The 23,972-nt window shown below is 68.5% G+C and carries 28 protein-coding genes; 8 read left to right on the forward strand and 20 right to left on the reverse strand.

The window, feature by feature from the left end; genetic code table 11:
* Positions 1–30 precede the first annotated feature (30 nt).
* Complete coding sequence (locus tag ACFOSH_RS35745; protein ID WP_378244672.1) at positions 31–612, forward strand: TetR/AcrR family transcriptional regulator; 582 nt, start codon at positions 31–33, stop codon at positions 610–612.
* Here the strand turns inward: ACFOSH_RS35745 and ACFOSH_RS35750 are convergent.
* A complete protein-coding gene (locus ACFOSH_RS35750; RefSeq protein WP_378244674.1) occupies positions 599–1,015 on the reverse strand; it encodes a VOC family protein in 417 nt (138 codons plus the stop codon). The two genes, ACFOSH_RS35745 and ACFOSH_RS35750, sit on opposite strands and share 14 nt — an antisense overlap.
* 331 nt (positions 1,016–1,346) lie before the next feature.
* On the reverse strand, positions 1,347–1,646 hold the full coding sequence (locus ACFOSH_RS35755; RefSeq protein ID WP_378244676.1) for a hypothetical protein: 300 nt from the start codon (positions 1,644–1,646) through the stop codon (positions 1,347–1,349).
* Between the two features lie 104 nt (positions 1,647–1,750).
* Between ACFOSH_RS35755 and ACFOSH_RS35760 the strand changes: the two genes are divergently transcribed.
* On the forward strand, positions 1,751–2,152 hold the full coding sequence (locus tag ACFOSH_RS35760; RefSeq protein ID WP_378244678.1) for a hypothetical protein: 402 nt from the start codon (positions 1,751–1,753) through the stop codon (positions 2,150–2,152).
* Positions 2,153–2,251: 99 nt separating this feature from the next.
* Here ACFOSH_RS35760 and ACFOSH_RS35765 read toward each other — a convergent pair whose 3' ends face one another.
* Positions 2,252–3,652, reverse strand: coding sequence for an NB-ARC domain-containing protein (locus ACFOSH_RS35765; RefSeq protein ID WP_378244680.1), 1,401 nt, complete (start codon positions 3,650–3,652; stop codon positions 2,252–2,254).
* A 1,235-nt stretch (positions 3,653–4,887) separates the two neighbouring features.
* Entirely contained in the window at positions 4,888–5,511 is a 624-nt protein-coding gene (locus tag ACFOSH_RS35770) for a lytic transglycosylase domain-containing protein (protein WP_378244682.1), read from the reverse strand.
* A gap of 78 nt (positions 5,512–5,589) precedes the next feature.
* Here ACFOSH_RS35770 and ACFOSH_RS35775 point away from each other — a divergent pair, with 78 nt between their 5' ends.
* The gene (locus ACFOSH_RS35775; protein WP_378244684.1) at positions 5,590–5,958 is read left to right on the forward strand and encodes a twin-arginine translocase TatA/TatE family subunit; all 369 of its coding nucleotides are present in this window, start codon (positions 5,590–5,592) and stop codon (positions 5,956–5,958) included.
* A gap of 19 nt (positions 5,959–5,977) precedes the next feature.
* Here the strand turns inward: ACFOSH_RS35775 and ACFOSH_RS35780 are convergent, their stop codons facing one another.
* The 5 genes from ACFOSH_RS35780 to ACFOSH_RS35800 form a co-directional block, all read right to left on the reverse strand.
* Positions 5,978–6,244, reverse strand: coding sequence for a GlsB/YeaQ/YmgE family stress response membrane protein (locus tag ACFOSH_RS35780; RefSeq protein ID WP_378244686.1), 267 nt, complete (start codon positions 6,242–6,244; stop codon positions 5,978–5,980).
* Between the two features lie 72 nt (positions 6,245–6,316).
* Entirely contained in the window at positions 6,317–8,056 is a 1,740-nt protein-coding gene (locus ACFOSH_RS35785) for a pyruvate dehydrogenase (protein WP_378244688.1), read from the reverse strand.
* 108 nt (positions 8,057–8,164) lie between these two features.
* On the reverse strand, positions 8,165–9,496 hold the full coding sequence (locus tag ACFOSH_RS35790) for an MFS transporter (protein ID WP_378244690.1): 1,332 nt from the start codon (positions 9,494–9,496) through the stop codon (positions 8,165–8,167).
* Between the two features lie 131 nt (positions 9,497–9,627).
* Entirely contained in the window at positions 9,628–10,098 is a 471-nt protein-coding gene (locus tag ACFOSH_RS35795) for a hypothetical protein (RefSeq protein WP_378244692.1), read from the reverse strand.
* A gap of 409 nt (positions 10,099–10,507) precedes the next feature.
* Positions 10,508–10,900 (reverse strand): VOC family protein, encoded by a 393-nt coding sequence (locus ACFOSH_RS35800; RefSeq protein WP_378244694.1) that lies wholly within the window; start codon positions 10,898–10,900, stop codon positions 10,508–10,510.
* 127 nt (positions 10,901–11,027) lie between these two features.
* On the opposite strand from ACFOSH_RS35800, the gene ACFOSH_RS35805 reads away from it, so the two are divergent.
* Positions 11,028–12,005 carry an FG-GAP repeat domain-containing protein gene (locus tag ACFOSH_RS35805; RefSeq protein ID WP_378244696.1) on the forward strand — a complete coding sequence of 326 codons (978 nt, stop codon included), beginning with the start codon at positions 11,028–11,030 and terminating at the stop codon, positions 12,003–12,005.
* Between the two features lie 124 nt (positions 12,006–12,129).
* Here the strand turns inward: ACFOSH_RS35805 and ACFOSH_RS35810 are convergent, their stop codons facing one another.
* A complete protein-coding gene (locus ACFOSH_RS35810; RefSeq protein ID WP_378244698.1) occupies positions 12,130–12,393 on the reverse strand; it encodes a hypothetical protein in 264 nt (87 codons plus the stop codon).
* A gap of 60 nt (positions 12,394–12,453) precedes the next feature.
* On the opposite strand from ACFOSH_RS35810, the gene ACFOSH_RS35815 reads away from it, so the two are divergent.
* A complete protein-coding gene (locus tag ACFOSH_RS35815; RefSeq protein WP_378244700.1) occupies positions 12,454–12,600 on the forward strand; it encodes a hypothetical protein in 147 nt (48 codons plus the stop codon).
* 48 nt (positions 12,601–12,648) lie between these two features.
* Here the strand turns inward: ACFOSH_RS35815 and ACFOSH_RS35820 are convergent, their stop codons facing one another.
* On the reverse strand, positions 12,649–12,999 hold the full coding sequence (locus tag ACFOSH_RS35820) for an ArsR/SmtB family transcription factor (protein ID WP_378244702.1): 351 nt from the start codon (positions 12,997–12,999) through the stop codon (positions 12,649–12,651).
* Between ACFOSH_RS35820 and ACFOSH_RS35825 the strand changes: the two genes are divergently transcribed.
* Positions 12,998–14,386: an MFS transporter gene (locus ACFOSH_RS35825; protein WP_378244704.1), complete on the forward strand. Its 1,389-nt coding sequence runs from the start codon at positions 12,998–13,000 to the stop codon at positions 14,384–14,386. The two genes, ACFOSH_RS35820 and ACFOSH_RS35825, sit on opposite strands and share 2 nt — an antisense overlap.
* Positions 14,387–14,436: 50 nt before the next feature.
* Here the strand turns inward: ACFOSH_RS35825 and ACFOSH_RS35830 are convergent, their stop codons facing one another.
* From ACFOSH_RS35830 to ACFOSH_RS35840, 3 genes are read right to left on the reverse strand one after another with little or no spacing between them, the layout of a single operon-like run.
* Entirely contained in the window at positions 14,437–15,051 is a 615-nt protein-coding gene (locus ACFOSH_RS35830) for a helix-turn-helix transcriptional regulator (protein ID WP_378244706.1), read from the reverse strand.
* A gap of 35 nt (positions 15,052–15,086) precedes the next feature.
* The gene (locus tag ACFOSH_RS35835; RefSeq protein WP_378244708.1) at positions 15,087–15,890 is read right to left on the reverse strand and encodes a BPL-N domain-containing protein; all 804 of its coding nucleotides are present in this window, start codon (positions 15,888–15,890) and stop codon (positions 15,087–15,089) included.
* Positions 15,891–15,894: 4 nt separating this feature from the next.
* On the reverse strand, positions 15,895–16,104 hold the full coding sequence (locus ACFOSH_RS35840; RefSeq protein ID WP_378244710.1) for a hypothetical protein: 210 nt from the start codon (positions 16,102–16,104) through the stop codon (positions 15,895–15,897).
* Between ACFOSH_RS35840 and ACFOSH_RS35845 the strand changes: the two genes are divergently transcribed.
* Entirely contained in the window at positions 16,103–16,762 is a 660-nt protein-coding gene (locus tag ACFOSH_RS35845; RefSeq protein ID WP_378244712.1) for a response regulator, read from the forward strand. The two genes, ACFOSH_RS35840 and ACFOSH_RS35845, sit on opposite strands and share 2 nt — an antisense overlap.
* Positions 16,759–17,862, forward strand: a complete 1,104-nt coding sequence (locus ACFOSH_RS35850) for a sensor histidine kinase (protein WP_378244714.1) — start codon at positions 16,759–16,761, stop codon at positions 17,860–17,862. Before ACFOSH_RS35845 ends, ACFOSH_RS35850 begins: the two co-directional genes overlap by 4 nt.
* Positions 17,863–17,870: 8 nt before the next feature.
* On the opposite strand, the gene ACFOSH_RS35855 is transcribed toward ACFOSH_RS35850, so the two are convergent.
* The 6 genes from ACFOSH_RS35855 to ACFOSH_RS35880 all read right to left on the reverse strand — a co-directional run bounded on the left by ACFOSH_RS35855 (position 17,871) and on the right by ACFOSH_RS35880 (position 23,808).
* Positions 17,871–18,236 carry a VOC family protein gene (locus ACFOSH_RS35855; RefSeq protein WP_378244716.1) on the reverse strand — a complete coding sequence of 122 codons (366 nt, stop codon included), beginning with the start codon at positions 18,234–18,236 and terminating at the stop codon, positions 17,871–17,873.
* Positions 18,237–18,255: 19 nt separating this feature from the next.
* Positions 18,256–19,719 carry an alpha/beta hydrolase gene (locus tag ACFOSH_RS35860; protein ID WP_378244718.1) on the reverse strand — a complete coding sequence of 488 codons (1,464 nt, stop codon included), beginning with the start codon at positions 19,717–19,719 and terminating at the stop codon, positions 18,256–18,258.
* 134 nt (positions 19,720–19,853) lie between these two features.
* Positions 19,854–20,273, reverse strand: a complete 420-nt coding sequence (locus ACFOSH_RS35865; RefSeq protein WP_378244719.1) for a hypothetical protein — start codon at positions 20,271–20,273, stop codon at positions 19,854–19,856.
* A gap of 131 nt (positions 20,274–20,404) precedes the next feature.
* Positions 20,405–21,058: a response regulator gene (locus tag ACFOSH_RS35870; protein ID WP_378244721.1), complete on the reverse strand. Its 654-nt coding sequence runs from the start codon at positions 21,056–21,058 to the stop codon at positions 20,405–20,407.
* The gene (locus tag ACFOSH_RS35875) at positions 21,055–22,248 is read right to left on the reverse strand and encodes a sensor histidine kinase (RefSeq protein WP_378244723.1); all 1,194 of its coding nucleotides are present in this window, start codon (positions 22,246–22,248) and stop codon (positions 21,055–21,057) included. The genes ACFOSH_RS35870 and ACFOSH_RS35875 overlap by 4 nt, the downstream gene beginning before the upstream one ends.
* 96 nt (positions 22,249–22,344) lie before the next feature.
* Positions 22,345–23,808, reverse strand: a complete 1,464-nt coding sequence (locus tag ACFOSH_RS35880; RefSeq protein WP_378244725.1) for an alpha/beta hydrolase — start codon at positions 23,806–23,808, stop codon at positions 22,345–22,347.
* Positions 23,809–23,972: the final 164 nt, after the last annotated feature.

The raw sequence follows: 23,972 nt of genomic DNA on the forward strand, positions 1-23,972 counted from the left end.
ATCGTTCCCTAACGTGTAAGCTACGCGATCATGAGGCGTACTGCCAAGGAAACGAGAGAGCACGTCCTGACAGTGGCGCACGACCTCTTCTACTGGCACAGCATCAAGGGCACCGGTGTCGACGCCATCGCCGCGACGGCCGGTGTCGCGCCGACGACCCTGTACCGCCTCTTCGCGTCGAAGGACGACCTCGTCGCCGCGTACATCGAGCGCGCCAGCGGGCTCTACAAGCAATGGTTCGTCGAGGCGACGGCCGATGGTGAGCCCGCTGACCGGATCATGTCGCTGTTCGACGCGCTCATCGAGCAGGTCCGGCCGGAACACTGCCGCGGTTGCCCGTTCCTGATGGCGATGGCCGAGTTGCCGGAAGCGTCGGCCAGGGCACACGTGCTGGCCGTCGAGACCAAGACGTGGGTACGCGAGAAGATCGGCGAGCTGACCGCCCGACTGGCCACAAAGGACCCCGCGGTGCTCGCCGACCAGATCTTCCTTGTCATGGAAGGGGTTTACGCGTCCGTACAGTCGCAAGGCGCCGACGGGCCGGCGCGCCAGGCACGCGGGCTCGTCGAGGCCCTGCTCCGGGGAGCCCGTCAGGGCTCTACTGGTTCGTGATGTTGACCATCCAGCTGATCCCGAATCGGTCCACCAGCGAACCCGCTTCGTCGCCCCATACCTGTTTTTCCAGAGGCAGCGTGACAACACCGCCGGCGGACAACTTCTCGAAGTAGCCGCGGAGTTCGGCATCGTCTCCCCCGAGGAAGACCGCGACGTTGTTGCCCGGCCGGTAAGCCGGATGGCCCGGCCGGGCCTCCGGAAAGTCCCAGGCCATCAGCGTGTACCCGGCGGCGGTGTCGAGCCGGGCGTGCATGACCTTGTCGCCGTCGGCCGAATCCGGTGAACCGAAGTCCGCGGCGGTTCCCACCTGGAGATCGCCACCGAACACCTCCAGGTAGAACTCCATCGCCTGCCGCGCGTCACCGTTGAACACGATGCAGGGGTTGGCCTGAGATCCCATCCGTACACTCCTCGCCAGTGACCGCCGGCCTGCCCGGCGGTCACTGGCCACCCTCCCAAGGAATCACGACACCTTCTGTCGTGATTCCTTGGGGAAAGTCGTTCGGCAGCCGCGACCAATTCCCGGGCAGGCTCTAGGTGAGTCCTCCTGTCCCGGTGGTCCACAGTGCACCGGCCGGTCCGTGGACGACTCCGTTACCGTCGCTCTGCAAGGCGAGGCGATACCTCCCGTCCGACGAACGCAGGTACTGGCCCGGACAGAGCCTGCCGTCCCCCTCGCGGTTCCCGGGCTCCACGTCGCACCGTTGCTCGCGTAGAGGACGGTGTTGCCGTCATCCTGAAGCCTCAGCCACGAAACTCGTGCACTCGCGGTTGTAGTAGCCCCAGGAATCCAGAAGCGAGTCCTGGGCGGCCGATCGCCATGGGGCGGGATAATCATCCGTTCCGGCCGCGGCGACACCCTGAACACCGAGTAGTGCGGTAACGACGATGAATATCGTCGTAATCCAACGCCTGAGCGCTTGAGCGAGAATGGGTTTGTCCGTCATCAGCAGACTCCTCGCTGTCGTTTTCGCTCGTCTGGTGTCGTCGAGTCCGCCGCGAGCGTCAAAAATCAGCCAGAAGTCAGCCATTCAGTCGAACCGATCGGGAACACGGGTTTTGTGCGGAGTCGCATCATAGGGCCGAAAGGCCTGCGCGGAATACCTCATGAGCTATCGTGTCCGGGAGGGGCGAAATGGGGAAAGGTCGCGGCAGGGAAACAATGGACTGGAACATCGACGTGATCTCGCACGGCTGGGACGGAGCGATCTACCGGGTCCGGACTCCAAGTCTGGAAGTCGTGTTCATGGGCCTCACCGCGGCGGAAGACCTGGCCGAGGTGGAAAACATCGACGCCGAGGTTCGCCTGCCGGACGGGTCCCGGTGGAGCGCCACCATCTTCACCGTCGCCGAAGTCGAACGTCTCATGGCCAACTGGGCCAGGACAGGAGAAGCCTTGGACGGCAGCTACTTCTGGTGTTCTGACGGCCTCATCGTCCGGGAGCCGGGCATCCGCAACATGACCGAGGTGCTCGTAGGTCTCCTCGCGGAAGGCGACCTCACGCATATCCTGAATCGCCTCGACGAACCCCCGTGATCAGGCGCTCGGCACACCGAGGCCCGTCCGGTGAAATCCCGCACCGGCACCGGCACCGGACGCCCGGCGTACCTTGCCCGGGCGTCCGGCAGAGCTGAATCAGGGGTGGCCGACGTAGGGATGGTCGGGAAGGGTGACCCAGCCGGTCGTGTCGATCTCCTTGACCTTCACGGGCACCTGTCGCCAGGTCGCGGGCGCGGCACCGGGAGTGTGACGGACGACTTCCCCGAACAGCGACTCCGACGCGATCACCGCCAGCACCCCGGGCGACATCGCGAGCGCCTCCTTCAACGGCGGAGCGTCGCACAACCGGAACGCCAACGTCAGCGACGACGACGTGAACCCGTGCGGGTCGTACCCGACCTCCCCGGCGTGCAACGCGACCCGAAGATGGATCTGCTGCTCCTTCGCGCATGTATCGTTGTGTACCCGCAGCCGCGTCACCAGCATCGGCAGTACCGCCTGGATGAACGCCGCCTTGTCCACTCCGCTGGGAACGAGCACGAGGATCCCATCGCCGCGGTCACCTCTGTGGCAGTCTTCCCAAGCGGTCTCCGTCGCAGCGAACGCCGTCTTCATGACGTCGTAGAGCCCCTCGCGGACGGCCCGCTGATCCGGCCCGGTCCGGCTTGGTTCCCCGAACCCCGCCACGTCGGCCACCATGATCAAGTGATGTCGTGAACCACCCACCGCCGCCATCGCCGCCTTCTCCCGCGGCCTGCCGGACAGGCCGGCACGAGAGGGTTTCCCGAAGTGATGCTTCCCAGGCGACTCACTCCTCGGCGCGAACAGGCCCCTGAACCGCCAAGCAAGGTTCGAGCTGCGGCTGACCCCGGTGAGCAGGTCGCGCGAGATCGGTTCCGGGGAGAAGAAAGCGCAGGTGTGCGGGATCTGGCGCGCCGCCGGTTTGCGGGTCTTCGGTTCCTCGACCGACCGGTCGTCTCGGTTGAGCACCGCCGGCTCCAGCCGGCGTGCGACGCCTGTCCAACCGGAGTTTCGTGAGGTGATCATGATCTCGCCGGGACCGTTGCGCGGGAAGAACGGCAGCACGGTCTCCGGGCTTTCCGCGGCGTCGAAGACCAGCAGCCAGCGGCGGAACGGCCGTCCGGTCCGGAGCGCCTCGATCACCGCGGGAACGGCGATGTTCGCCTCCGACGCGCCCTGGAGGCCGAGGAGACCGGCGAGTTCGGTGAGACCGGCGCGAATCTGCGTCGTGTGCGCGGCATCGATCCACCAGACGAGGTCGTAATCCCGCAGATGCCGGTAGATGTACTCGGTGGCCATCTGCGTCTTGCCGATACCGCCCAGACCGTGCAGCACCGCGGTGGCACCGCTGCTCAACCGTTCGGTGAGCTGGTCGAGCAGCTCGTCACGACCGGTGAAGTTCGGGTCGCGCGGCGGGACGTTCCCGAAAACCAGCGGCGGATCCTCGGGCTGACGGGTGGGAAAGGTCCGGGCGGTGTCCGGGGCCGAAGGATGAGACGAGCGTCCACGAGTCACAGGTGTCGAGGCAGATGGACGTTCGGCCGTCTCAGGCATGTTGAGCTCACAGTCTTGGTGGATGTCTGCGTTGATTCAGACACGGTTACGACGGGGCTGGGTCTTGTACCGCGTTCCGCAGACGGTCAGCCTGGGACAGGTACGGGCCGGAAAACGCGCATGCGCACGCTTTCCAGTTCCACATCGGCCGAGGACTCGACGGTGAGCACCGGATCCGGTGTGTGGTTCGGGTCGGCGACGGCGTCTCGGAGGTGACCGAGCAGCGGAATCCGGCCACCGAAATGGGTGGGACCACCCGGACGATACTGGCCGTTTCCCGACCGACGCGCACCGCTGAGTAGCAATTCCCGGACTGCCTCGGGAAAGCAAAGGTCCCACCTGCGTCCCAAGTGGACTTCCCTTTCCTGAGTCCGGGAGCGTACATGATCCCCGACGACAGAAGTTCGAGGAGGTGTTCCGGTCTCACTTCCGGCACGAACTGCTGTCTCACTGGTTTCGCCACATCGATGTGGACCGGCACCACAGCGAGTAACTGCGCAGAGCGTAGCGCCCGGTGGCGACGCGACACTACGAAATCTGCGCACTCTTTCGACGGGCGACAAAGTTACTGGCGGGTCATCGGAATCGGACTGGGAAATCCGCTCCGTGGCGGGCGGGAACTCCCGCTCTCCGTTGCTGGTCATGACGACGATCGGGAACGCGCGGCAGACGATGTGCGCTCCAAACCCGCCCAGGATCTCTCCAGCTCGTCGATCGGCAGCACCCGAGGCGACCCGCCGGACTGAGCCCGCGTCGTCGCCGCGGCCTGGTCCCGGTAATGATCCGATACGAGAGGGCGGACTTCCCGGTCCTGCGGATTCCCCATGACCAGCAACAGCCGCCGCAGACAGAGCGCTACGTTGACCATTGTGCCCAGGTTTCGACGCGGGCAGGAGTCGCGCGAGATCGAAGTCGTCGATAGGCTGGCCGGTCCCCGGTAGATCCACCAATCGGGTACTTCTCCCCGTTTCGGCTAACGCCACATTATCGCCGGATCGTGAGCAGGGAATTCTCGAACGGTACGGCCGCATCCGAATTCGCCAGTTTGCGCCCATCCGGACGTTCGATAACCGCGCCGCGGTCATTACCCGGTCGAGAATTGCGTCGATCGAGTGACGCGGACTCCGCAATAGTGCAACTGGGCGGCGACCAAGCCACCTGCGCGCCGTCTACCGGCGGAACCGGTCCAGCGTGACTCAGCCAGGCTTTAGCGCTTCCTCGGCCTTTCCCCAGTTGGCGTGGAGCGTGTCCAGATAGGACTGGGCCTGGATGCCTGGCTTCGTCCCGCGGGCGAAAGCCTTCATGTTGCCGGGCCCGGTGTTGTAGCCCAGTGCGAGCAGTTCCTCGGTCGTGAGTGTTCCGGCGCGTTTGCCCGGGAGCTGTGCGGCCAGGTCGTGCAGGTACCAGGCCTCCGCCCGGATCGCCAGGTCCGAGTCGTCGGGCAGTTCCCGCCAAGCCCGGTCGGCGAACGCTCGTCCTCGCCGGGTCTGCTCGTAGGCCGCCTTGTGCATGTTGGCCACCCCGAACGACGCGTTCGGCTTCAGCTCCTGCCATTGCCGTTCGAGCTCGGGATCATGCGGCTTGTACGACTCGTTGTAGAGGATCGCCATCACCAGCCGGGGTGACACCGCGGCTTCGGCCGCTCGCGCCTTCACTTGCGTGGCGAACCGCGCGGGGTCGTAGTCCCCGTCGACGGCTGTCACCGGGGCGGTGGTCGCTCCCGTCACCGACGGCCGGGGATCGTTCGGCCCGCCACACCCCGCGAGCAGGACCGCGAGCAGGCATGCCGCAGACACGCGCCGACGTCGAAGCACCGTCATCACCCGCCACCTTCCGCCGCCGCTGCCTGGTATCGGTCTACCATGGCGGCAACGACGTTGCGGTGAGGGAGAACTGACATGTTCGGTCTCAGCCTCGAGCACCTGCTGGTCCTGCTGGTCGCCGGACTTTTCGTCATCGGCCCCGAACGGCTGCCGGAATCCGCCCGATGGCTGGCCCGGACCCTGGCCAAGGCACGGGAGTTCGCCGCCGGCGCCCAGGATCAGCTGCGGACCGAACTCGGCACCGAGTACCAGGAACTCCGCAAACCACTGCAGGACCTCCGCGCCCTGCGATCCCTCGATCCGAAAACCGCTGTCAGCCGCTACCTGCTCGACGACGCAAGCACCGGGACACCTGCGAACAGGACCGGCACGCTCCCACCCCGTGTCCCCGACGCTCCCTTGAACGCAGGAGAACGAGCGCCGTTCGATCCGGACGCCACGTGAGGAGCAGGCGCCGTGGAGGTCAGGTGCGGCTCTTGCGACCGGTCACCTTGTTGTAGATGACCAGGACGATGATCGCGCCGATGACCGAGCCGATCCACCCGGCCGGCTGGAAGCCGCGGAGACCGACTGTGAGCAGGCCGAACAACAGGCCGCCCACGACCGAGCCGACAACGCCCAGCACGATCGTCCGCAGCACGCCGATGTCGTCCTTCCCGGGGACCAGGGCTCGCGCCAGGAACCCGGCGATCAGACCGAACAGAATCCAGCCCAGAATGGTCCAGAACATCGCTTCTCCTCACGGTCGGGCAGCAAGGTCACCCTACGGTGAACCGGTGTCCGGCCGCCAAACGGTGGTTGTTCACGGTCGGGGGATGTTGCGGAGGTTGGCCCGGGCGAGGTCGATCATCCGGCCGACGCCGCCTTCGAGGACGACCTTGCTCGCGGCCAGCGCGAATCCGCCGAGCTGACCGGCGGTGATGTGCGGCGGGACGGACAGCGCGTTCGGGTCCGTCACGACGTCCACCAGCGCGGGACCGTCGTGGCTCAGCGCCTCCTTGAGGGCGGCACGCAGCCGCGTCGGCTCGGTCACCCGCTCTGAACGCAGGCCGGCGCCGCGGGCGATGGCGGCGAAGTCGACCTGGCGGTGGTCGGTCTGGTAGTCGGGCAAGCCGTCGACCAGCATCTCCAGTTTGACCATGCCCAGCGAGGAGTTGTTGAACGTCACGATCTTGACCGGGAGATCGTGCAGGACGACGGTGAGCAGTTCACCGAGCAGCATGCCCAGCCCCCCGTCGCCGGACATCGACACGACCTGTCGCCCCGGGTAGGCGAACTGCGCGCCGATGGCGTGCGGGAGGGCGTTGGCCATCGTGCCGTGCAGGAACGAGCCGATGACCCGCCGCCGCCCGTTGGGCGTGAGGTAGCGAGCGGCCCAGACGTTGCACATGCCGGTGTCCACGGTGAAGATCGCGTCGTCCGCGGCGAGTTCGTCGAGGAGATCGGCGGCGAACTCCGGATGGATGGGGACGTGCCGTTCGACGTTGCGAGTGTAGGCGTCGACGACGTTTTCCAGCGATTTGCAGTGGTCGCGCAGCATGCGGTCCAGGAAGGCCCTGTCGGTCTTGCGCCGGAGTAGCGGCAGCACGGCTCGCAAGGTCTCCCGCACATCTCCGTGCACGGCCAGTTCCAAGGGGGTACGCCGGCCGAGCCGGGTCGCGTCGTGGTCGATCTGCACGGTCCTGGCCTGAGGCAGGAAGGAGTCGTAGGGAAAGTCGGTACCCAGCAAGAGGAGCAGGTCCGCGTCCTGCATGGCCCGGTAGCAGGCGCCGTAGCCGAGCAGGCCACTCATGCCGACGTCGTAGGGATTGTCGTACTGGATCCACTCCTTGCCACGCAGGCTGTGGCCGACCGGCGCCTGGACCGTCCCGGCGAGCTCCATCACCTCGGCGTGCGCGCCGCGCACCCCGGCACCGGCGAACACGGTGACGGTTTCGGCTTCGTTGATCAGCTCGGCGAGCCGTGCCACCTGAGGCTCCGGCGGCATGACCGTCCCGTGTTCGGTGATCGGCGCCCCGCTCCCGGTGGGCGAAGTGGCCTCGAGCTGCGCGACGTCGCCCGGCAGCACCAGCACCGAAACCTCGCCGCGGGACAGTGCGTGTTGCATGGCGATCCGCAGCACCCTGGGCATCTGGGTGGGCTGGCTGATCTGCTCGCAGTATCCGCTGCAGTCGACGAACAGCCGTTCCGGGTGAGTCTCCTGGAAGAACCCCGTCCCGATCTGACCGGACGGGATGTGCGAGGCGAGCGCGAGTACCGGCGCTCCGGTGCGGTGCGCGTCGTAGAGCCCCTGCACCAGGTGCGTGTTGCCGGGACCGCAGCTGCCCGCGCACACCGCGAGCCGTCCGATCAGCTGGGCCTCGGCGGCCGCGGCGAACGCGCCCGCCTCCTCGTTGCGCACGTGCACCCACTCGATGCCCGGGGTACGCCGGATCGCGTCGACGACCGGGTTCAGACTGTCACCGACCACGCCGTAGATCCGTTCCACCCCGGCCTGCACCAGGACCTGGACGAACTGCTCGGCGACATTGGGCTTGGCCATCAAGACCCCTTCGATGCTGCGGCGGAGGGAACACCTTCATGATCCACGGGACGCCCCCACTTCGCAGATTCTGCGCGCGGGCGGGTGACAGGAGAGTGCCGCGCAGGTCTAGGCGTCGAAGTCGGCGCCCTTGGTTTCGGCGCTGAAGAACAAGGCCACGAGGGTGACCGCGATGGTCGCGACGAGGTACAGCACGACGGCCGTGGTGCCGTGGTTCTCCACGAGCCAGACGGCGATGAAGGGCGCCGGCGCGCCGGCGATGATCGACGACCCCTGGAAGACCAGGGACGCCCCGGCGAAGCGGCGATGAGTCGGGAAGAGTTCCGCGATCCAAGCCGCCTCGGGACCGGCGAGGAGACCGTGCAACGCGGCGCCGACGCCCACGCCGACGTAGAGCAGGGGCAGACTCTCCGAGCGGACCATGAGGAAGAACAACGGCGCCCAGAGCGCCAGGCCCGCCGCCGGGACCAGCATCGCGATTCGCCGTCCGACCACATCGGACCAGTGCCCGCCCGCCAGCATCCCCGCGAACTGCAGCAACGATCCGACGGTCACCGCGAGGAGGACGTCGGACTTGGTGTACCCGAAGGAACTCGTGGCGTAAGCCACCACGAAAACGGTGTACACGTAGAACGCGACGTTCTCGCCCAGGCGCACGCCGAGGCCGCGCAAGACCGGCGCGGGGTGAGCGAGGGTCTCGAAGACGCTCGACCGCGCCTGCTCGGCGGCACCGGCACGCGAACGCGCCTGCCGGAACGCGGGCGATTCGTCGATGCGGCGACGGATCCAGAAGCCGATGACCAGCAGTGGAACGGCGAGCAGGAACCCGATACGCCAACCCCACTGCGCGAACTGCCCGTTGGACAGCACGAGGGTCAGCACGCCCACCACGCCTGTCGCCAGCACGGTTCCGAGCGGGGCGCCCGCCTGCGGCCAGGCGGACCAGAACCCCCGGCGGCGAGGACTCCCGTGCTCGCTGACCATCAGCACGGCCGCACCGAACTCGCCGCCGAGCGCGAAGCCCTGGACAAGGCGCAAGACGACGAGCGAGATCGTCGCCCCGATACCCGCCTGCGCGTACGTGGGCAGCAGCCCGATGGCCGAGGTGGACAGGCCGAGCAGCAGGAAGGTCACGACCAGCATGGGTTTGCGGCCGACGCGGTCACCGAGATGCCCGAAGACGATGCCGCCGATCGGCCGCGCGACGAATCCGAGCCCCTGGGTGGCCAGAGCCAGCAGCAACTGGGCGACGGCGTTGCCGCCCGGGAAGAACAGCGGCCCGAGCACTGTCGCGGCGAGGATGCCGTAGAGCGCGAAGTCGTACCACTCCAGCACGGCCCCCGCGGTGCTGCCCGCCAGCACACGCCGGAACGCCGAACGGCTCACCGCGGCCTCCGGCTTCGCGACAGCCGCGCCGTCCGGGGTGGGCAGGTCGGGCATTCTCGCTCCTCCTCGGGCTGACGACTGACCAGTCGCACGATAGCCGGACACCAGTGACCAGATATCGAACACCGTGAAGGTAGCCGCTCAGCCTGGAGCCCGCAATCATCGCGAGCGTCGGCACTGTCCTGCTAGGGACCGCCCATCAGGGCATATGTCAGATAACAGTCAGCGGAGGCCTCGACGAACACCCTCGTCGTCGTCTCTCCTTGCGGGAGGCCGCCGACGGTGAAAACGGGGCGTGAAGGTCCGAACAGGGTGAACACGTCGTCGACCATCACCAACCCTGCGCCGTTGTCTTCGAGGTCGAGCCCGGTACGAGGCATGCAGTACGGCCTTGATCGCTGTTCGGCGCTCTGTTCTTCTTCGCACCATCGCGCGCCGGCACACGTCTGGCCGCTACGGTAATCCCTGCCGTTGTAATGGACCCGGTACGGAAGCCCCTTTTCTCCCGGCAAGGCGTAACCGAAATGGTTGGCCGCTTTGGGGATGAACGCGGCTCCGCACAACGCGGCGAGAACCGCCGGCACAGCGATCGACACCATCAGGATCCTGCGTTTGGCGGACCGACCATTGGCGCCTTCCTTGTCGTAGCGCGGCATACTGACCCCCTTCGGCACTCCGTGAGTTTCAAGGCGCGGCAGGACTCTAGGCCATGGGGCCATAGCAGATGGCCACGCGGCAACGACTTCCACCGAGTTTCCCACGGGGCGACCGAGTCCACTGCCGGGCAGGCCCTCGCCATCGGCCTCGGGTGTCGCGAAAGCCACTTTCGGGACGTCTGATGTCACGGAAGTGGCTTTCGCGACACCAGGTGTGGCGGCGAGGGGTCGGTGCGGGTGGTCGTGAGTGGCGAGTGTCGTTCTAACGCGACTTACCACTCACGGCCCCCGCATCGACAGCGGCCCCGATCACGCCATATCGCCTCGCCCGTAAACTCATCGCACGCGGCCGAGAAACCTCCGACAACTCACTGTCCATTTTGGACAAGGACCGCGATCCCTCACGCTTTCAGTCCTGGGTGGCACCGGATCCGTAAGGGCGGGTGAGGATCTCCAGCGCGTGACCGTCGGGGTCGTCGAAGTAGACGCCCCGGCCGCCGTCGTTGGTGTTGATCTCACCGGCGCCGTGGTGCCCTGGCCCGGCCCAGTACGGCAGACCACCGTCGCGGATCCGCTCGAAGATCGTGTCGAACTCGTCCTCCTCGACCAAGAACGCGTAATGCTGTCTGGAGAACTGCTCGGTGCTGCGCATGACGTCGAGCGAGACCCCGTTGCCGGTCTGGAGCACCAGGAACGGGCCGAATTCGGCCGGCTCGGGCAGCCCGAGGATCGAGACCAGGAAGTCCGCCGTGGCGGCCCGATCGGTGGCGTTGACGATCGTGTGGTTCAGCTGCACTGTCATGGGAAGAACCCTAGAATCTCGAGTTCGCTGGAGGTCAACCTCGCCGCCCGCGCCCGCCATGTCCCGTTCGTAACACTTCCCGGCTCATCGCGATTTGAGTACTGCAAGCCGACACGAAGGGGACGTGATGCGTGCTTTGGTGATGGCCGGCGTGGCCGGACTTCTTACCCTGACCCTCGCCCCGCCCGCGGCGGCCTCCGGCGTACCGGAACAGTGGTCGGCCGGACCGTTCACGGCACAGGTCGCGGTCATGGCGGGGGATGTCAACGGTGACGGCAAGGACGACCTGGTCAGCTACAACACCTATCTGTACGGGTGCTACGTGATGCGGTCGAACGGTTCCGCCTTCCAGGCACAGCAGAACTGGGGTGCGGGCAATTTCCTGAGCAGTGGCTTCAACGGTAACGCCAACTTCGTCGGCGACATGGACAACGACGGGCGGGCCGACGCCATCGCGGTCCGGCGGCCCACGCCCTCGACGCCACAGGGCATCTTCGTGGCGAGGTCGATCATCGACTACTACGGCGTGGAGCGTTTCGGGACGCCCGCGCAGTGGCTGAACAACACCATCGCCGGCGATTTCGGGAACCTGGCCGCGGACCTGGACGGCGACGGGGACACCGACATCATCGGCCTGTTCGACGTGGCCACGCTGGCGGCGAGGTCGAACGGCACCACGACGCTGCCGTTGGTGGCGTGGGCGCCGCCCATCCGCGGCCAGAAGGCGACACTGGCGGCGGACGCGACCGGTGACGGCAAGGCCGACTTCATCCTCGTCGACCAGGGCGGCACACGAGTCGTGACAGGCAACGCCAACCGCTGGTTCGACACGCCGGTGTCGTGGTCGACGACTTCTTTCTATGGCAGCAAGAAAACCCTCACGGCGGACATCGACGCCGACGGCGACGCGGACCTCATCGCCGTCAACGACACCGACGTGCAGGTGATGCGCTCCACCGGTACGAGCTATTCCGCGCCGGAGACGTGGTACGCGGGTTCCTTCTCCGGCACGAAGGAGACCCTCACCGCCGACGTGGACGGGGACGGCGACGCGGACCTCGTCGCGGTGAACGCCAACGACGTCTGGGTATTGCGCTCGCAGTAGATCCCAGAAGTGCCCGGCACAGGACGTCAGGGCCGCCCTGTCGAGGCGACCGCCCGCCGGTACTCGTGGTGCAGGCGGGCGAACTCCACGGGATCGGCCGCGACGGGGTCCGCCGCCAACGCGATCACCGCCGGTAGCCGTCGGCGTCGAGGTAAGTCCACCAGCTCAGCCACTCCGGGAAGGATTCCAAGGCAGGCGAGAAGGTGCCCGAACGCGAATCGGAGAGCTCGGACCAGATCTGCTCCAGCGACCACTCGTCCTCGGCACGGCCGAACAGCGCGCCGGTCTCACCGGCGATGGTCACCCACAGTTCGGTGAGCAGCCGGACATCCACCTCGGACCGGAGCCACAGATTGGTGCTCCAGGATCCCGTGACCAGGCCTCGCACCAACTGTTCCGGTCCAGCACCCGGTGCTCGCCCTCATGGCCGGAGGACGCGTCGAAGCCGTTGATCCCGCCGCCCGGCCGGTACGCCGACAACCCGAACGTCTCGGCCGAGGCCAGCAGACGTTCGACCGTCGCCGCGTTCAACGTCCCACCGGGCAGTACCAACGTCCATGACCATCCCGAACCCATGGCGGGCATTTTCCCGTGACCGCGCTCCTCGCGAAACCGAATTCGGTGGACTCCCCGGCAGCGCGGCTCAATCGTGGTCGGGGATCCCGTGCAGGTGGTGGTCGGCCGCGTTCATGACCTCCGCCAGGAGGCGCCGGACGTGCCCGCCCCTGGCCCGGTACAGGATCCGGCGACCGTCCCGCCGCTGGGTGACCAGTCCGGCCAGCTTGAGCTTGGCCAGGTGCTGGGACACCGCCGGACGCGCGATGGCCACCGCCGCGGACAGCGACGCGACGTCGTACTCCTCGCCGCTGAGCAGCCACAGCATCCGCATCCGGGTCGGATCGGCCAGCATCCGCAGCGACGTGGACGCGGCTTCGACCTGGCCGTCCGGCGGCAGGCGGGACCACTGATCGCCAGATTCGTCATGTGCGTACATGAGCACCTATCATGGGAAGGACGTCGAACGACAGGAGCGGTGGAACGTGTCGTTGTCCGGGCATCGGGATTACCGGCATCTGTTCGGGGCGCAGCTGGTCGCGCTGTTCGGCACTGGATTGACGACCGTAGCGCTCGGCCTGCTGGCCTACGACTTGGCAGGGGCGGGCGCCGGTGCCGTCCTGGGCACCGCGCTGGCCATCAAGATGATCACCTACGTCACGGTGGCCCCGCTCGCGGGCGCCTACGCCGACCGGATACCACGCCGTTTCTTCCTCGTCACCCTGGACGTGATCCGCGCGCTGGTGGTCCTCGTCCTGCCCTTCGTCGACCAGATCTGGCAGATCTACGTCCTGATCGTGGTCCTGCAAACCGCGTCGGCCTCGTTCACCCCGACCTTCCAGGCCGTGCTCCCGGACATCCTGCCCGACGAACGCGACTACACGAAGGCGCTGTCGCTGTCACAACTGGCTTCGACGATGGAAAGCCTGCTCAGCCCGCTCCTGGCCGCCGCCGCGCTCAGCCTGGTGTCCTTCCATTGGCTGTTCACCGGCACCTCGGCCGGGTTCGCGGCCTCCGCCGCGCTGGTGCTGAGCACCCGGATCCCCGACGCGACCCGCAGCGGCCGCGGTGGGGTCCGGGACCGCACGACGGCCGGGATCAAGGTGTTCGTCGCGACCCCGCGCCTGCGCGGCACGCTCGGTCTCGACCTGGTGGTCGCGGCGGTCGGCTCCATGGTCATGGTCAACACCGTGAACTACGTCCAGGACACCCTGGGCCGATCACCGGCCGACGTCGCCCTGCTCCTGGCGGGCAACGGCCTCGGCACCATCCTGGTCGCGCTCCCGCTCCCCCGGCTGCTCGACCGGATCCCCGAACGCACCGTCATGCTCACCGGCGGCGGAACCCTGCTCACCGGGATGACCGGCGCCATCGCACTGTCCACCGTGGACACCGGTGACTGGCGCTTAGCCGCCGCGATGGCCGTCTGGGCGGCCATCGGGCTCGGCAGCGGACTCGTCCTCACCCCGGCAGGCCGGGTACTGCGCAAATCCAGCAGGCCCGGCGACCGGCCCGCGATCTTCGCCGCCCGCTTCTCGCTCTCCCACGCCTGCTGGCTCCTCGCCTATCCCATCGCGGGCTGGCTGGCCACCACCGCCGGGTTCACCACGACGTGGCTCTTCCTCGGCGCCCTCGGGCTCATCGGCCTCGCGGTCGCCTTTCGTGCCTGGCCACGGCACGATCCCCTGCGTCTCGAACACACCCACCGCGGACCCGTCGACCCAAGGCACCTTGTCGACGCTGTGCGAGGCGAGGACGGCACCTGGCGCCACAGTCACGAGTACGTCATCGACGAGGACCATCGGCGCTGGCCCGCGATGTCGTGAGTGATCGGGTCGTTGTCGAGGGACAGGGCAAAGTGAGGGGTGTGGCAGGCTCAGATCGCTCCCGTCCGCACGGCGTATGCCACCGCGTGCGACCGGTTCCGCAGTTTCAACCGGGAAGTCATGGCGTAGATGATGTTCTTCACCGTCCGCTCCGAATAGGACAGTACGGCCGCGATCGCGTTCGTGTCGAGTCCGTCGGCCATCAACCGCAGTACCTCGGTCTCGCGCGCGGAAAGGTCCATCGCGGTCGGCTCGGGTGGTCTGAGGAAACCTCGGTGGAGCAGCTCGGTTCGCTCGATCAGCTTGGCGAACGAGACCCCCGTCAAGTTCGCCGCGGCCGAACGGACGCTTTCGGACAGCTCCTCGCCGGTCGCCGCCGTACGCGGCAGCACCGCGACCACTCGGCACGCCACCGCGAGAGTCACCTCGCTCTCCAGGATCCGGTTGACCATCAGCACGACCGGCCTTGCCGGTTCGGCCGCGTGCCTGCGCAGGACCGCGATCGCGTCGGCCGAAAGCCGGTCGAACGCGGCAACGACGACGTCGGCCTCGTCGCGCCGCGGGCCGCCGACGATTTCCATGTCCGCGCAGGGCTCGAGGTAGCTGACCATCCCGGCCGCCGTGATGGGGTCCAAGGCACAGACACGCACGCGTACTCGCTCCACGTTTCCTCCTCGCCCGGAAGGTGAATCGACCCGGTTCACGGCCGCCTGGTGGTCGTGTCGATCAGTTCGTAGGCCAGGTCGAAGCGGACACCGTCGGGATTGGTGAGCCCTTCGTCCTCGTACCAGGACTCGTCGGCCTCCGGATGCGGGCCACTGACCCCGACCCGGCCCTTGCCGTACGGGGCGACCACGACGGCGGCGGCTCCGTTGCCGTAGGTCGCCAAAACGGTCGCGTCCGCTCCGGCGTCCAGGCGGAAAGCCGGACCGTCCTGGAAGTACATGTGCCGGGACTCGCCCCGCCACGACACCTCCAGCACGGTGTCGCGGTCGTCGGGGACGGTCGAGCCGGGCGAACCGGCGTAGCCGTAGGTATCGCCGGGCAACAGGCCGAAACCCGGGTCACGTCCGGCCAGGTAGCCGCCGAAGCACAGGCCCAGGTAGCTGCCACCCGCCCGGACCCAGTCGCGCATCAGCTGGGCGGAGCCACGCAGGTCCCGCCAGGTCCGGTCCAGATCGGCACCGCCGCCCGGCTGGACGTACAGCTGCGCCTCGGCCAACGTCTCGGCGGTGAGGGGAGACCCGGTGCCGGGGCCCACGTACTTGACCTCGAACGGCCGCGGCGCCTTGCGCAGCAACGCGGCCACCGCCGGCGCGCAGTCCGCGCAACCCTGCGGGCCGTTGTACACCAGCGCGAGCCGTCTGGTACCGCTTTCGTCGCCGAGCGCCTGCCTGCCACAGCCGACAGCCAGCAGCGCGGCGACCGGAAGCGCGCCGAGGAGCACTCGACGTCGGCTCAGCGCGCTCGGCGGACGAGGGGCCTTCGGATCTGTTCCAGGCACTGCTTCACTCCTGTGTCTTCCGGTCACGAACGGGGGCCACGAGCCGATCGCGTTCGTCGTCCTCCATGCTCGGCGCACGCGGCGGCCTGCCGGCACCGGCGATCCGGCCCGAACAACCCGCCGACCGGCTGCCGTTGTCCACCCGATCGGCGGGCAGGGGCCTTCCGGCCTCGGGTGGTGCCCGCCCGGCGGATGCGACGAGACTGAGCCGCATGATTCGAGTGGTCGTCGTCGACGACGAGGAGCTGGTGCGCTCGGGGTTTCGCCTCATCCTGCAGGCGGCGGGCGACATCGAGGTCGTGGCGACCGTGACCGGTGCCGAGGCGGTCAAGGAGATCAGCCTGCACGGTCCCGACGTCGTGCTGCTCGACATCCGGATGCCCGACGTCGACGGCCTCACCGTCCTCCGGCAGCTGCGTGGCCTGCGGAAGACACCGGCCGTGGCGATGCTGACGACCTTCGACTCCGACGAGTACATCGCGACAGCCTTGCGTTCGGGCGCGGCCGGGTTCCTGCTCAAGGACACCGCCCCGGACCTGCTCGCGCATTTCGTCCGGACGCTGGCCGCCGGCGGGGTCGTGCTCTCCCCCAAGGTGACGCGCACCGTCGTCGACGGCTATCTCGAATCAGGCGCGGGCTCGGCGGCGGCCGCGCAGGTCGGCCAGCTGTCCGAACGCGAACGCGCGGTGCTCGTGCTCATCACGGACGGACTGTCCAATGCGGACATCGCCACCCGGATCCACCTGAGTGTCGGCACGGTCAAGGACCACGTCTCCGCCATCCTCACGAAACTGCAGGTCACCACCCGCGTCCAGGCCGCACTGGTGGCGCAGCAGGCGGGCTTGCTGAGCAACGGTGAAGGCCGCCCGTGAACCGGGTGCGGCCGCTGCTCGTCGATGCCGGGTTGATCGCCGTCGCCGCGATCGACGCGGGACTCGGCCGGGCCGAGCCGCTGGCGTTCGGCGCCGCGCTGGTGGCCCTCGGCATTCTGCCGCTCCGGCGGCGGTGGCCGGTCTTCGTCTTCGTCGTCACCCTTCCCGCCCTCGCGATCTCGGGCTCGGTCATCGCGACGCTCATCGCCCTCTATTCCGTGGCCCTGCTGCGCCCGGACCGGCGCCTGCTCGTCGGATGCGGCGTCGCGGCCACCGCCGGATACCTGTTCCCCGGCCTCGATCTGGAGTTCGAGGAGACCGACGTGCTCACCGTCGTCTACGCGATCATCACCCCGGCCGCGCCGATCTTCCTCGGCAGGCTGGTGCACACCCAGCGCGAACTCACGCTGCGGCTGGACGACATCCGCCAGGCCCGCGAACACGAACGGGTCCTGGACGCCCAGGCCGTCCTCGCCAAGGAACGCACCCAGCTGGCCCGCGAGATGCACGACGTCGTTTCGCACAAAGTCAGCCTGATCGCGGTCCAGGCGGGTGCGCTCAGTGTCTCGACAACGGACCCCGCCGCGAAGACCGCCGCCGAAAACGTGCGCACGCTGTCGGTCGACACCCTCGACGAGCTGCGTCACATGGTGAATCTGCTGCGTGCTTCAGGCAGTTCCACCACCGAGTTGATGCCCCAGCCGACGTTGTCCGACCTTGACCGCCTGATCGCCGGGAGCGGCATCGAGACTCGGCGGACCGGAACCGCTCCGGAGGGCATCGACACGGCCGTCCAGCGCACGATCTACCGGACCATCCAGGAAGCCCTGACCAACGTGCGCAAACACGCGCCCGGGAGCACGGCGACCGTCGACATCGCCTGCGACGGCACCGATCTCACGGTGACCGTCGGCAACACCCCGGCGACCCGGCCGACGCTGGCCCTGCCCAGTGCCCGCCACGGACTGCTCGGCCTGCGTGAACGCGCGGCGTTGCTGGGCGGCACCGTGGTCACCGGCGCCACCCCCGACGGCGGCTTCCGCCTGCTGCTGCGGCTGCCCGTCACCGGTCAGCGAAGCCGGGCGGACCGCACGACGTGAGGCTTGAGCTACAGCGGTCCATAGATCACGACGGTGTTGCCCCACGGGTCGCGCGCGACGGCCCGGACCTCGTGCGGTCCGCGCTCCGGCTGCCGGACCACGGATCCCCCTCGCTCCACGATGGCGGCCACCGCCGCGGCCACGTCGGGCACCTTGAACGACGCCGCGGGCACGCCGCCGGTGACGTCCTCGGCGGGACCGGCGAGAGCGAGCGTGGTGCCGCCCGCGTCAAGGGCTGCGTAGCGGTCGCCGTCCACGAATTTCGTTTCCAGGCCGAGGGCCGCGGAGTAGAACCGCACGGCGGCGTCGACATCCGCCACCGGGTGCAGCACGTTCCCGATCCTGGCCGGGCCGATCTTCGCGTCTTCGCTCATACGGCGACCGTAGCGGTTTTCACCCCGTCGCCGCGCAAGCGAGATCCTGCCGCGGACGCTGCCCGGTGACGAGGTACTCCGTCGTGGCGTCGTTGAGGCACTTGTTCTTCAGGTAGAGGTAGGCACCGTGACCGCCCTGGTCGGCGGTGATCATCCGGGCGCGCTCACCGAGGGCCGCGCGCATCTTCCGGGCGCCGGCCAGCGGGGTGGACGGGTCGCGGAGGTTCTGCACGATGAGCACGTTCGAAGGCCCGTGCCCGGTGATCTTCACCGGCGGCTCGCTCGGCTCGGCGGGCCAGAACGCGCACGGCCAGATGTTGGCCGCGCCCGCGCCCCAGATCGGATGGCGGACCCGATCGATTTCGACGTTCCGCTGGTAGAACTCGACGGCCTCCGGCCAGTTCCGGTCGCCGCAGAGCACGGCCAGTTGCGCGGCGGCCGCGTTGTCGGCGGGCTGATCCGGCGGCGGCGGGCTGCTCGGCACCTCGGGCAGCGGCTCGCCGGTCTCGACGGCACGCCACAGCTCGGCCGCTTGGGGCAAACCGGCGTCGGTGTACATCCCCTCGAACGTGCGCTTGCGGAACTGCCTGCCGTCGAAGCCGTCCGGCCTCGGTTTCGCGTCCAACCGGGCGGCCAGTTCGAAGTACTTCCGCTTCACCTGTTCTTCGGTGGCACCCAAGGCGTACTCGGGATGCGCGACGATGAACTTCGCCAGATCCGGGAACCGGTCCTCGACACCCCGGCCGAAGCCGCGCGAGGCCGAAGGAGCGCTGCCTTCGTCGCTCATCGAGCTGTCGAGCACGATCCTGTCGCCGCGGTGCGGGAACAGCGAGGCGTAAACAGCGCCGAGATAGGTGCCGTACGAGACGCCGAGGAAGGAGAGCTTCCGCTCCCCCAGCGCCGCGCGGACCCGGTCCATGTCGCGAGCGGTGTTCGCCGTGGTCATGTACGGCAGAAGCGATGCCGTCGCGCTGGATCCGCACTTCGCGGCGGTCTCCGCCATCCGCTTCGCGCGAGCCGCGACATCGGCCGGGTCGAGCGCGTAGTCCGGGATGTTGGCGGTCTGCGACGTCCCCGGCGGCAGGTCGCAGGTCACCGGCGTGCTGTAGCCGACACCGCGCGGATCCATGCCGACCACGTCGTAGGTGTCCTTGACGCTCTGCGGCAGGCCGAGATAGTTCAAGATCAGCGGATAGTTCATCGCCGGGGCACCCGGCCCGCCGGAGCTGAGCAGCAGCACGCCGCGGCGCTTCTCCGGGGCCGCGCTGCCCAGCCGGGAGATCGAGATGTCGATCGTCTTGCCGTCGGGCTCGCGGTGATCGAGCGGAACCTTCAGTGTTCCGCACTCGAGTGGGCCCAGCGGCGTACCGCTCGGGCATTTCCCCCAGTTCACGGTGCTCGGGCCCGCGTCGGCCGCGACACCCGGAGGACCGAGGGACGCCACCATGGCGAGAGTGAGAACCGCGACGACGGATTTCCGCATTCGATGCACCTCCGGGACGGCGCCGCCGAACCGTCCACAACGGACGATCGCGGGCGCCGTCCCAGTGAACAACGTGCCCCTGGGGCCTACTCAAGTCGAATCACTCGCCCAGGTGCTTTTCGCCGCGACAGGTGTCAGCCCGTCGAGCGGACCGCGTTGTAGTAGGTGTCGGCGATGAAATCGCACGGACCACGGGCCGGGCCCGTGCCGAAGGTGTGGTCGCATTGCTGGTGCATGAGCCGGAAGAAGAGATCGTCGCAGCGCAGCGTGTTCTTTCCGCCGCCTTCCTCACACATGTCGTGGTTCGCGCACGGGCCGCGGAAGTCCACCTGACCCCAGGGCGGGACGACGGGCTTGTCCGGCGACAAGGTGCAGTAATCGTGCCAGGCACCGCGATTCGGGTCGTAAACGTAATTCGAAGGAATGGGCACGGAAGCGGCGGCCAGAGCGGTACCCGCCAGGAAGGGGAGAGCGCCCGCGGCGACAGCCAGTGCGACAGCGCCGCGCCGAAGCCTCGACTTCGTCCGGGGCTGACTCGATTTCGGTTCGGCCATCGGAGTCCACCTCATCTGTCGAAGATTCACCTGAAATAAAGGTGCGATGACAAAAAAGGCTATTCCGGCCCGGTCGGCCCTGTCAGGGCTCGTTCGGACCACACGGTTCGGACCACACGTCCGGCCGCGACTCAGCGCACCAGACCGGATTCCCAAGCCCAGACAGCGATCTCGGTGCGGTTGCGGGCCGAGATCTTGCGCTGGATCGACGCGAGATGGGTCTTCACCGTCGAGAGGGAGATCGTCAGCTCGTCGGTGATCTCGGCGTTCGTCCGGCCGCGCGCGATGGCCTTGGCGACGTCGAGTTCGCGGTGGGTCAGCGCGGGATCGGCCTGTCGGGCGCGGCGCCGGGCCGAGGTGGCGGTGAAATGGGCCAGCAGCCGGGTGGTGATCGACGGCGAGACCAGCGCTTCGCCGTTCGCGGCCGCGTGCACCGCCTCCACCAGCAGGCCGGGGCCCGCGTCCTTCAGAAGGAACCCGCAGGCCCCGGCGCACAGGGCCTCGTGCACCAGCTCGTCGAGGTCGAAGGTCGTGACGACCAGGACGCGCAACGGGTCCTCGACGTCGGGGCCCGCCAGCCGCCGGGTGGCGGCGAGACCGTCGACCAGCGGCATGCGGATGTCCATCAGCGTGACGTCCGGGCGCAGCCGCTGGGCCAGCCGGACAGCCTGCTCGCCGTTCTCCGCCTCGCCGACCACTTCCAGCCCGGGTACCCGCTCCAGGATCAGCCGGAAACCCGTGCGTACCAAGGCTTGGTCGTCGGCCAGCAGGACTCGCAGGGTCACCGCGCCGATCCCCTTTCCGGTGCGTCGGCGGCCGACACCCCGCCCGGCAGGGGCAGTTCGGCGAGGACTCGCCAGCCGCGCTCTCCGTGTTCCCCGGCGGTCAGCCTGCCGTCCAGCGCCGAGATCCGCTCGGCCATCCCGATCAGGCCGTAGCCACCCGGCGCGCGACGCACCCGGCCGGGCCGGAGCCCGTCGTTGCCGACCTCGACGCGGAGGTACCGACGGCTGTCGACGGGCTCGACCACGACAGTGACGCGGCGGGCGTCGGGCGCGTGCCTGCGCACGTTGTTCCGCGATTCGAGGACCACGCGGTGGACGGTGGACACCGTTTCCGGCGCGACAGCGAGGTCGGCGAGCCCGTCCGCCAGCCGCACCGTGACGCCTTCGTCGTCGCCGACCGCCGCTTCGATGGTCTCCACCAAGCCGCCGACGGTGACCTGCGAGGCGAGTTCGGGGCTGCGCAACATCATGACCAGCCGCCGCACCGCGCCGAGCGCTTCCGCCCCGGCGTGCTCGATCTCCTTGATCAGGTCCTGTTCCGGCCCGTCCGCCAGGATGACACCGGCGGCTTGCGTGCGGACCACGACCCCGGTGATGTGGTGCGCCACCAGATCGTGCAGTTCCCGCGCCAGCGCGAGCCGTTCCCGATCGCGGGCCGCGGCCAGCGCCGCGTCACGACGGGCTTCACCGTCGCGCAGGATCAGCCCGACGATGACGCTGCAACCCCACAGCAAGGCCCACACCACCGCGATGGACAGTGTCGTGAACGTATCGCCGAACCGCAGGACCGGGGCCGCGGCCATGGTCAGCCCGCCGAGCACCGCGAGCACGGCGGCGTGACCGCGCGGCAGCCGATGGCACGCCGCCCCGACCAGAACCGCCAGCGCCAGCGCCTCGGCGTCACCGCTGGGCGCCGCGACCGGTTCGAACAGGAAACCCACCACGCTGCAAGCCAGCGAGAGCGCGATCCCCGACGTCGTCAACGCCGCCGTCCGCGCCGGAAAACGGCGCCGCAACAACGCGAGCGCGCCCAGCGTCAGGCCCGTCGCGAAGTAGAAGATCTCCCCCGCCGGGGCCGGACCTTGCATGATCAGGCGCCGTACCAGCTGTTCGACGTTCAGCCCGGCCAGCACCATGAACTCGGCGATCACCAGACCGCGGACGGGCGGCGGGGTGGCGGTCGGAAGCACGCGGCCGTCCTTCCTTGTTCGCTGGTCCGGTGATCATCATGCCTCAGCGGGCGTGGGGACGCCGGGTGCGCCGGACCAGCCGGCGCACCCGGTCGTTCAACGTGGTTCGGCCGCGCACGCCAGGTCGTGGTCCGGACGCTGGCCCGTGAGCAGGAAGGTGGTCGCCGCCGTGTCGGCGCACTTGTTGCCGACGTAGGGATAGACGCCGTGCCCGCCCGCGTCGACGGTGACCATGCGGGCCCTGTCACCGAACGCGTTCCGCAGCTTCTTGGCACCCGCCAGCGGTGTCGCCGGGTCACGCTGGTTCTGCAGCATGAGCACGTTGGACGGCCCCCGGTCACCGACGCGCACCGGCGGCTCCTTGGCCTCGGGCCAGAAGGCGCACGGCTGGACGTTGGCCCCGGCGGCGCCGAACATCGGATGACGGAGCCTGTCGATCGCGACGGTGCGCTGGTAGGTGCCCACCGATCCGGGCCAGCGGGAGTCGTTGCAGATCATGTAGTAGCGGCCGGAGACCAGGTTCTCCACCCCGGGCACTTCGCCGGGGCCCATCGGCGGGAGCGGCTGGTCGTTGTCGAGCGCCTGCCAGATCTTGCCCACGAGCGGCATCCCCGCGTCGCTGAAGAGGAAGCCCCAGGTGAGCATCCGGAAGGTCGGCCCGTCGATGTCGCGGATCGGGGCCTTGTCCATCCGCGCGGCGAGGTCGAAGTACTTCGCAGTGACCTGCTCGGGCGTACTGCCCAGACCGTAGGTGGCCGAGGCGGCCGCCGCGAACTTGGCGAAGTCCGGGAACCGGTCGTCGAAGCCCTGGGCGTAGATCCGGTCGTTCGCGTAGTCCCAGCCGTCCGGGCCCACGTTGCTGTCGAGCATGATCCGGTCACTGCGCTGCGGGTACAGCGTGGTGTACACGGCGCCGAGGTGGGTGCCCCACGAGTAGCCGGCGAAGGAGATCTTCTTTTCGCCCAGCGCGGCCCGGATCCGGTCCATGTCGCGCGCGGTGTTCGCCGTGCTGACGTGCGGCAGCATCCCCGCCGTCTTCGAAGTGGCGCACTGCCGGGCGATGGCCTTCGACTGCTCGGCCCGCTTCGTCACGTCGGCGGCGTCGCGGGCATACGGCGGCACGTTGCCGACCGCGCTCTGCTCCGGCGTCAGGTCACAGGTCACCGGGGTGCTGTGCCCCATCCCCCGCGGGTCGAACCCGATCAGGTCGTAGCTGTCGAGCACGCTCTGCGGCATCTTCGCCGCCGCCAGTTCGGCGGGGAACTTCAGCCCGGCCGAGGGACCGCCCGGGTTGGTCAGCAGCACGCCGCGGCGCTGCCCCGGGTTCTTACTGGCCAGCCGGGAGATCGCGATGTCGATCTGCTCGCCGCCGGGATCCTGGTGGTTTAGCGGGACCTTGATCGTCGAACACTCCAGGCCCGGCGCCGTGGCGTCCGCCGGGCACGGCCCCCACTTCACCTTCTCCGGTGACGCCTCTGGTGACGCTCCCGCCGGTACCGCCGCCGCGGCAGCCGCCGCCAGGATGGCGATCGCGAGCGCGATGGACCACGTCTTTCTCATCCGACACCCCTGTTTCGGTCTGTTGGCGAATCTCCATCCTGTTCACCTGGCGGTGAACGCACATCGAGCGCGGGAATGGTTCCGCCACCGCCTTTGGTCGGCCAAAAGGACTAGCCGGAAGGCGCAGGGGTTCTGGTGCGGCCCGGACACACCAGCAGACAAAG

This window comes from Amycolatopsis speibonae, from assembly GCF_042647925.1.
Classification (GTDB): Bacteria; Actinomycetota; Actinomycetes; order Mycobacteriales; family Pseudonocardiaceae; genus Amycolatopsis; species Amycolatopsis speibonae.

Bases quoted from the DNA above. Each gene is read 5' to 3' on its own strand.
- ACFOSH_RS35790 (WP_378244690.1), bottom strand. From the start codon at position 9,496: ATGCCCGACCTGCCCACCCCGGACGGCGCGGCTGTCGCGAAGCCGGAG.
- ACFOSH_RS35755 (WP_378244676.1), bottom strand. From the start codon at position 1,646: ATGGCTGACTTCTGGCTGATTTTTGACGCTCGCGGCGGACTCGACGAC.
- ACFOSH_RS35800 (WP_378244694.1), bottom strand. From the start codon at position 10,900: ATGACAGTGCAGCTGAACCACACGATCGTCAACGCCACCGATCGGGCC.
- ACFOSH_RS35855 (WP_378244716.1), bottom strand. From the start codon at position 18,236: ATGAGCGAAGACGCGAAGATCGGCCCGGCCAGGATCGGGAACGTGCTG.
- ACFOSH_RS35785 (WP_378244688.1), bottom strand. From the start codon at position 8,056: ATGGCCAAGCCCAATGTCGCCGAGCAGTTCGTCCAGGTCCTGGTGCAG.
- ACFOSH_RS35760 (WP_378244678.1), top strand. From the start codon at position 1,751: ATGGGGAAAGGTCGCGGCAGGGAAACAATGGACTGGAACATCGACGTG.
- ACFOSH_RS35745 (WP_378244672.1), top strand. From the start codon at position 31: ATGAGGCGTACTGCCAAGGAAACGAGAGAGCACGTCCTGACAGTGGCG.
- ACFOSH_RS35820 (WP_378244702.1), bottom strand. From the start codon at position 12,999: ATGTACGCACATGACGAATCTGGCGATCAGTGGTCCCGCCTGCCGCCG.
- ACFOSH_RS35860 (WP_378244718.1), bottom strand. From the start codon at position 19,719: ATGCGGAAATCCGTCGTCGCGGTTCTCACTCTCGCCATGGTGGCGTCC.
- ACFOSH_RS35795 (WP_378244692.1), bottom strand. From the start codon at position 10,098: ATGCCGCGCTACGACAAGGAAGGCGCCAATGGTCGGTCCGCCAAACGC.
- ACFOSH_RS35770 (WP_378244682.1), bottom strand. From the start codon at position 5,511: ATGACGGTGCTTCGACGTCGGCGCGTGTCTGCGGCATGCCTGCTCGCG.
- ACFOSH_RS35880 (WP_378244725.1), bottom strand. From the start codon at position 23,808: ATGAGAAAGACGTGGTCCATCGCGCTCGCGATCGCCATCCTGGCGGCG.
- ACFOSH_RS35775 (WP_378244684.1), top strand. From the start codon at position 5,590: ATGTTCGGTCTCAGCCTCGAGCACCTGCTGGTCCTGCTGGTCGCCGGA.
- ACFOSH_RS35845 (WP_378244712.1), top strand. From the start codon at position 16,103: ATGATTCGAGTGGTCGTCGTCGACGACGAGGAGCTGGTGCGCTCGGGG.
- ACFOSH_RS35865 (WP_378244719.1), bottom strand. From the start codon at position 20,273: ATGGCCGAACCGAAATCGAGTCAGCCCCGGACGAAGTCGAGGCTTCGG.
- ACFOSH_RS35840 (WP_378244710.1), bottom strand. From the start codon at position 16,104: ATGCGGCTCAGTCTCGTCGCATCCGCCGGGCGGGCACCACCCGAGGCC.
- ACFOSH_RS35805 (WP_378244696.1), top strand. From the start codon at position 11,028: ATGCGTGCTTTGGTGATGGCCGGCGTGGCCGGACTTCTTACCCTGACC.
- ACFOSH_RS35825 (WP_378244704.1), top strand. From the start codon at position 12,998: ATGAGCACCTATCATGGGAAGGACGTCGAACGACAGGAGCGGTGGAAC.
- ACFOSH_RS35780 (WP_378244686.1), bottom strand. From the start codon at position 6,244: ATGTTCTGGACCATTCTGGGCTGGATTCTGTTCGGTCTGATCGCCGGG.
- ACFOSH_RS35750 (WP_378244674.1), bottom strand. From the start codon at position 1,015: ATGGGATCTCAGGCCAACCCCTGCATCGTGTTCAACGGTGACGCGCGG.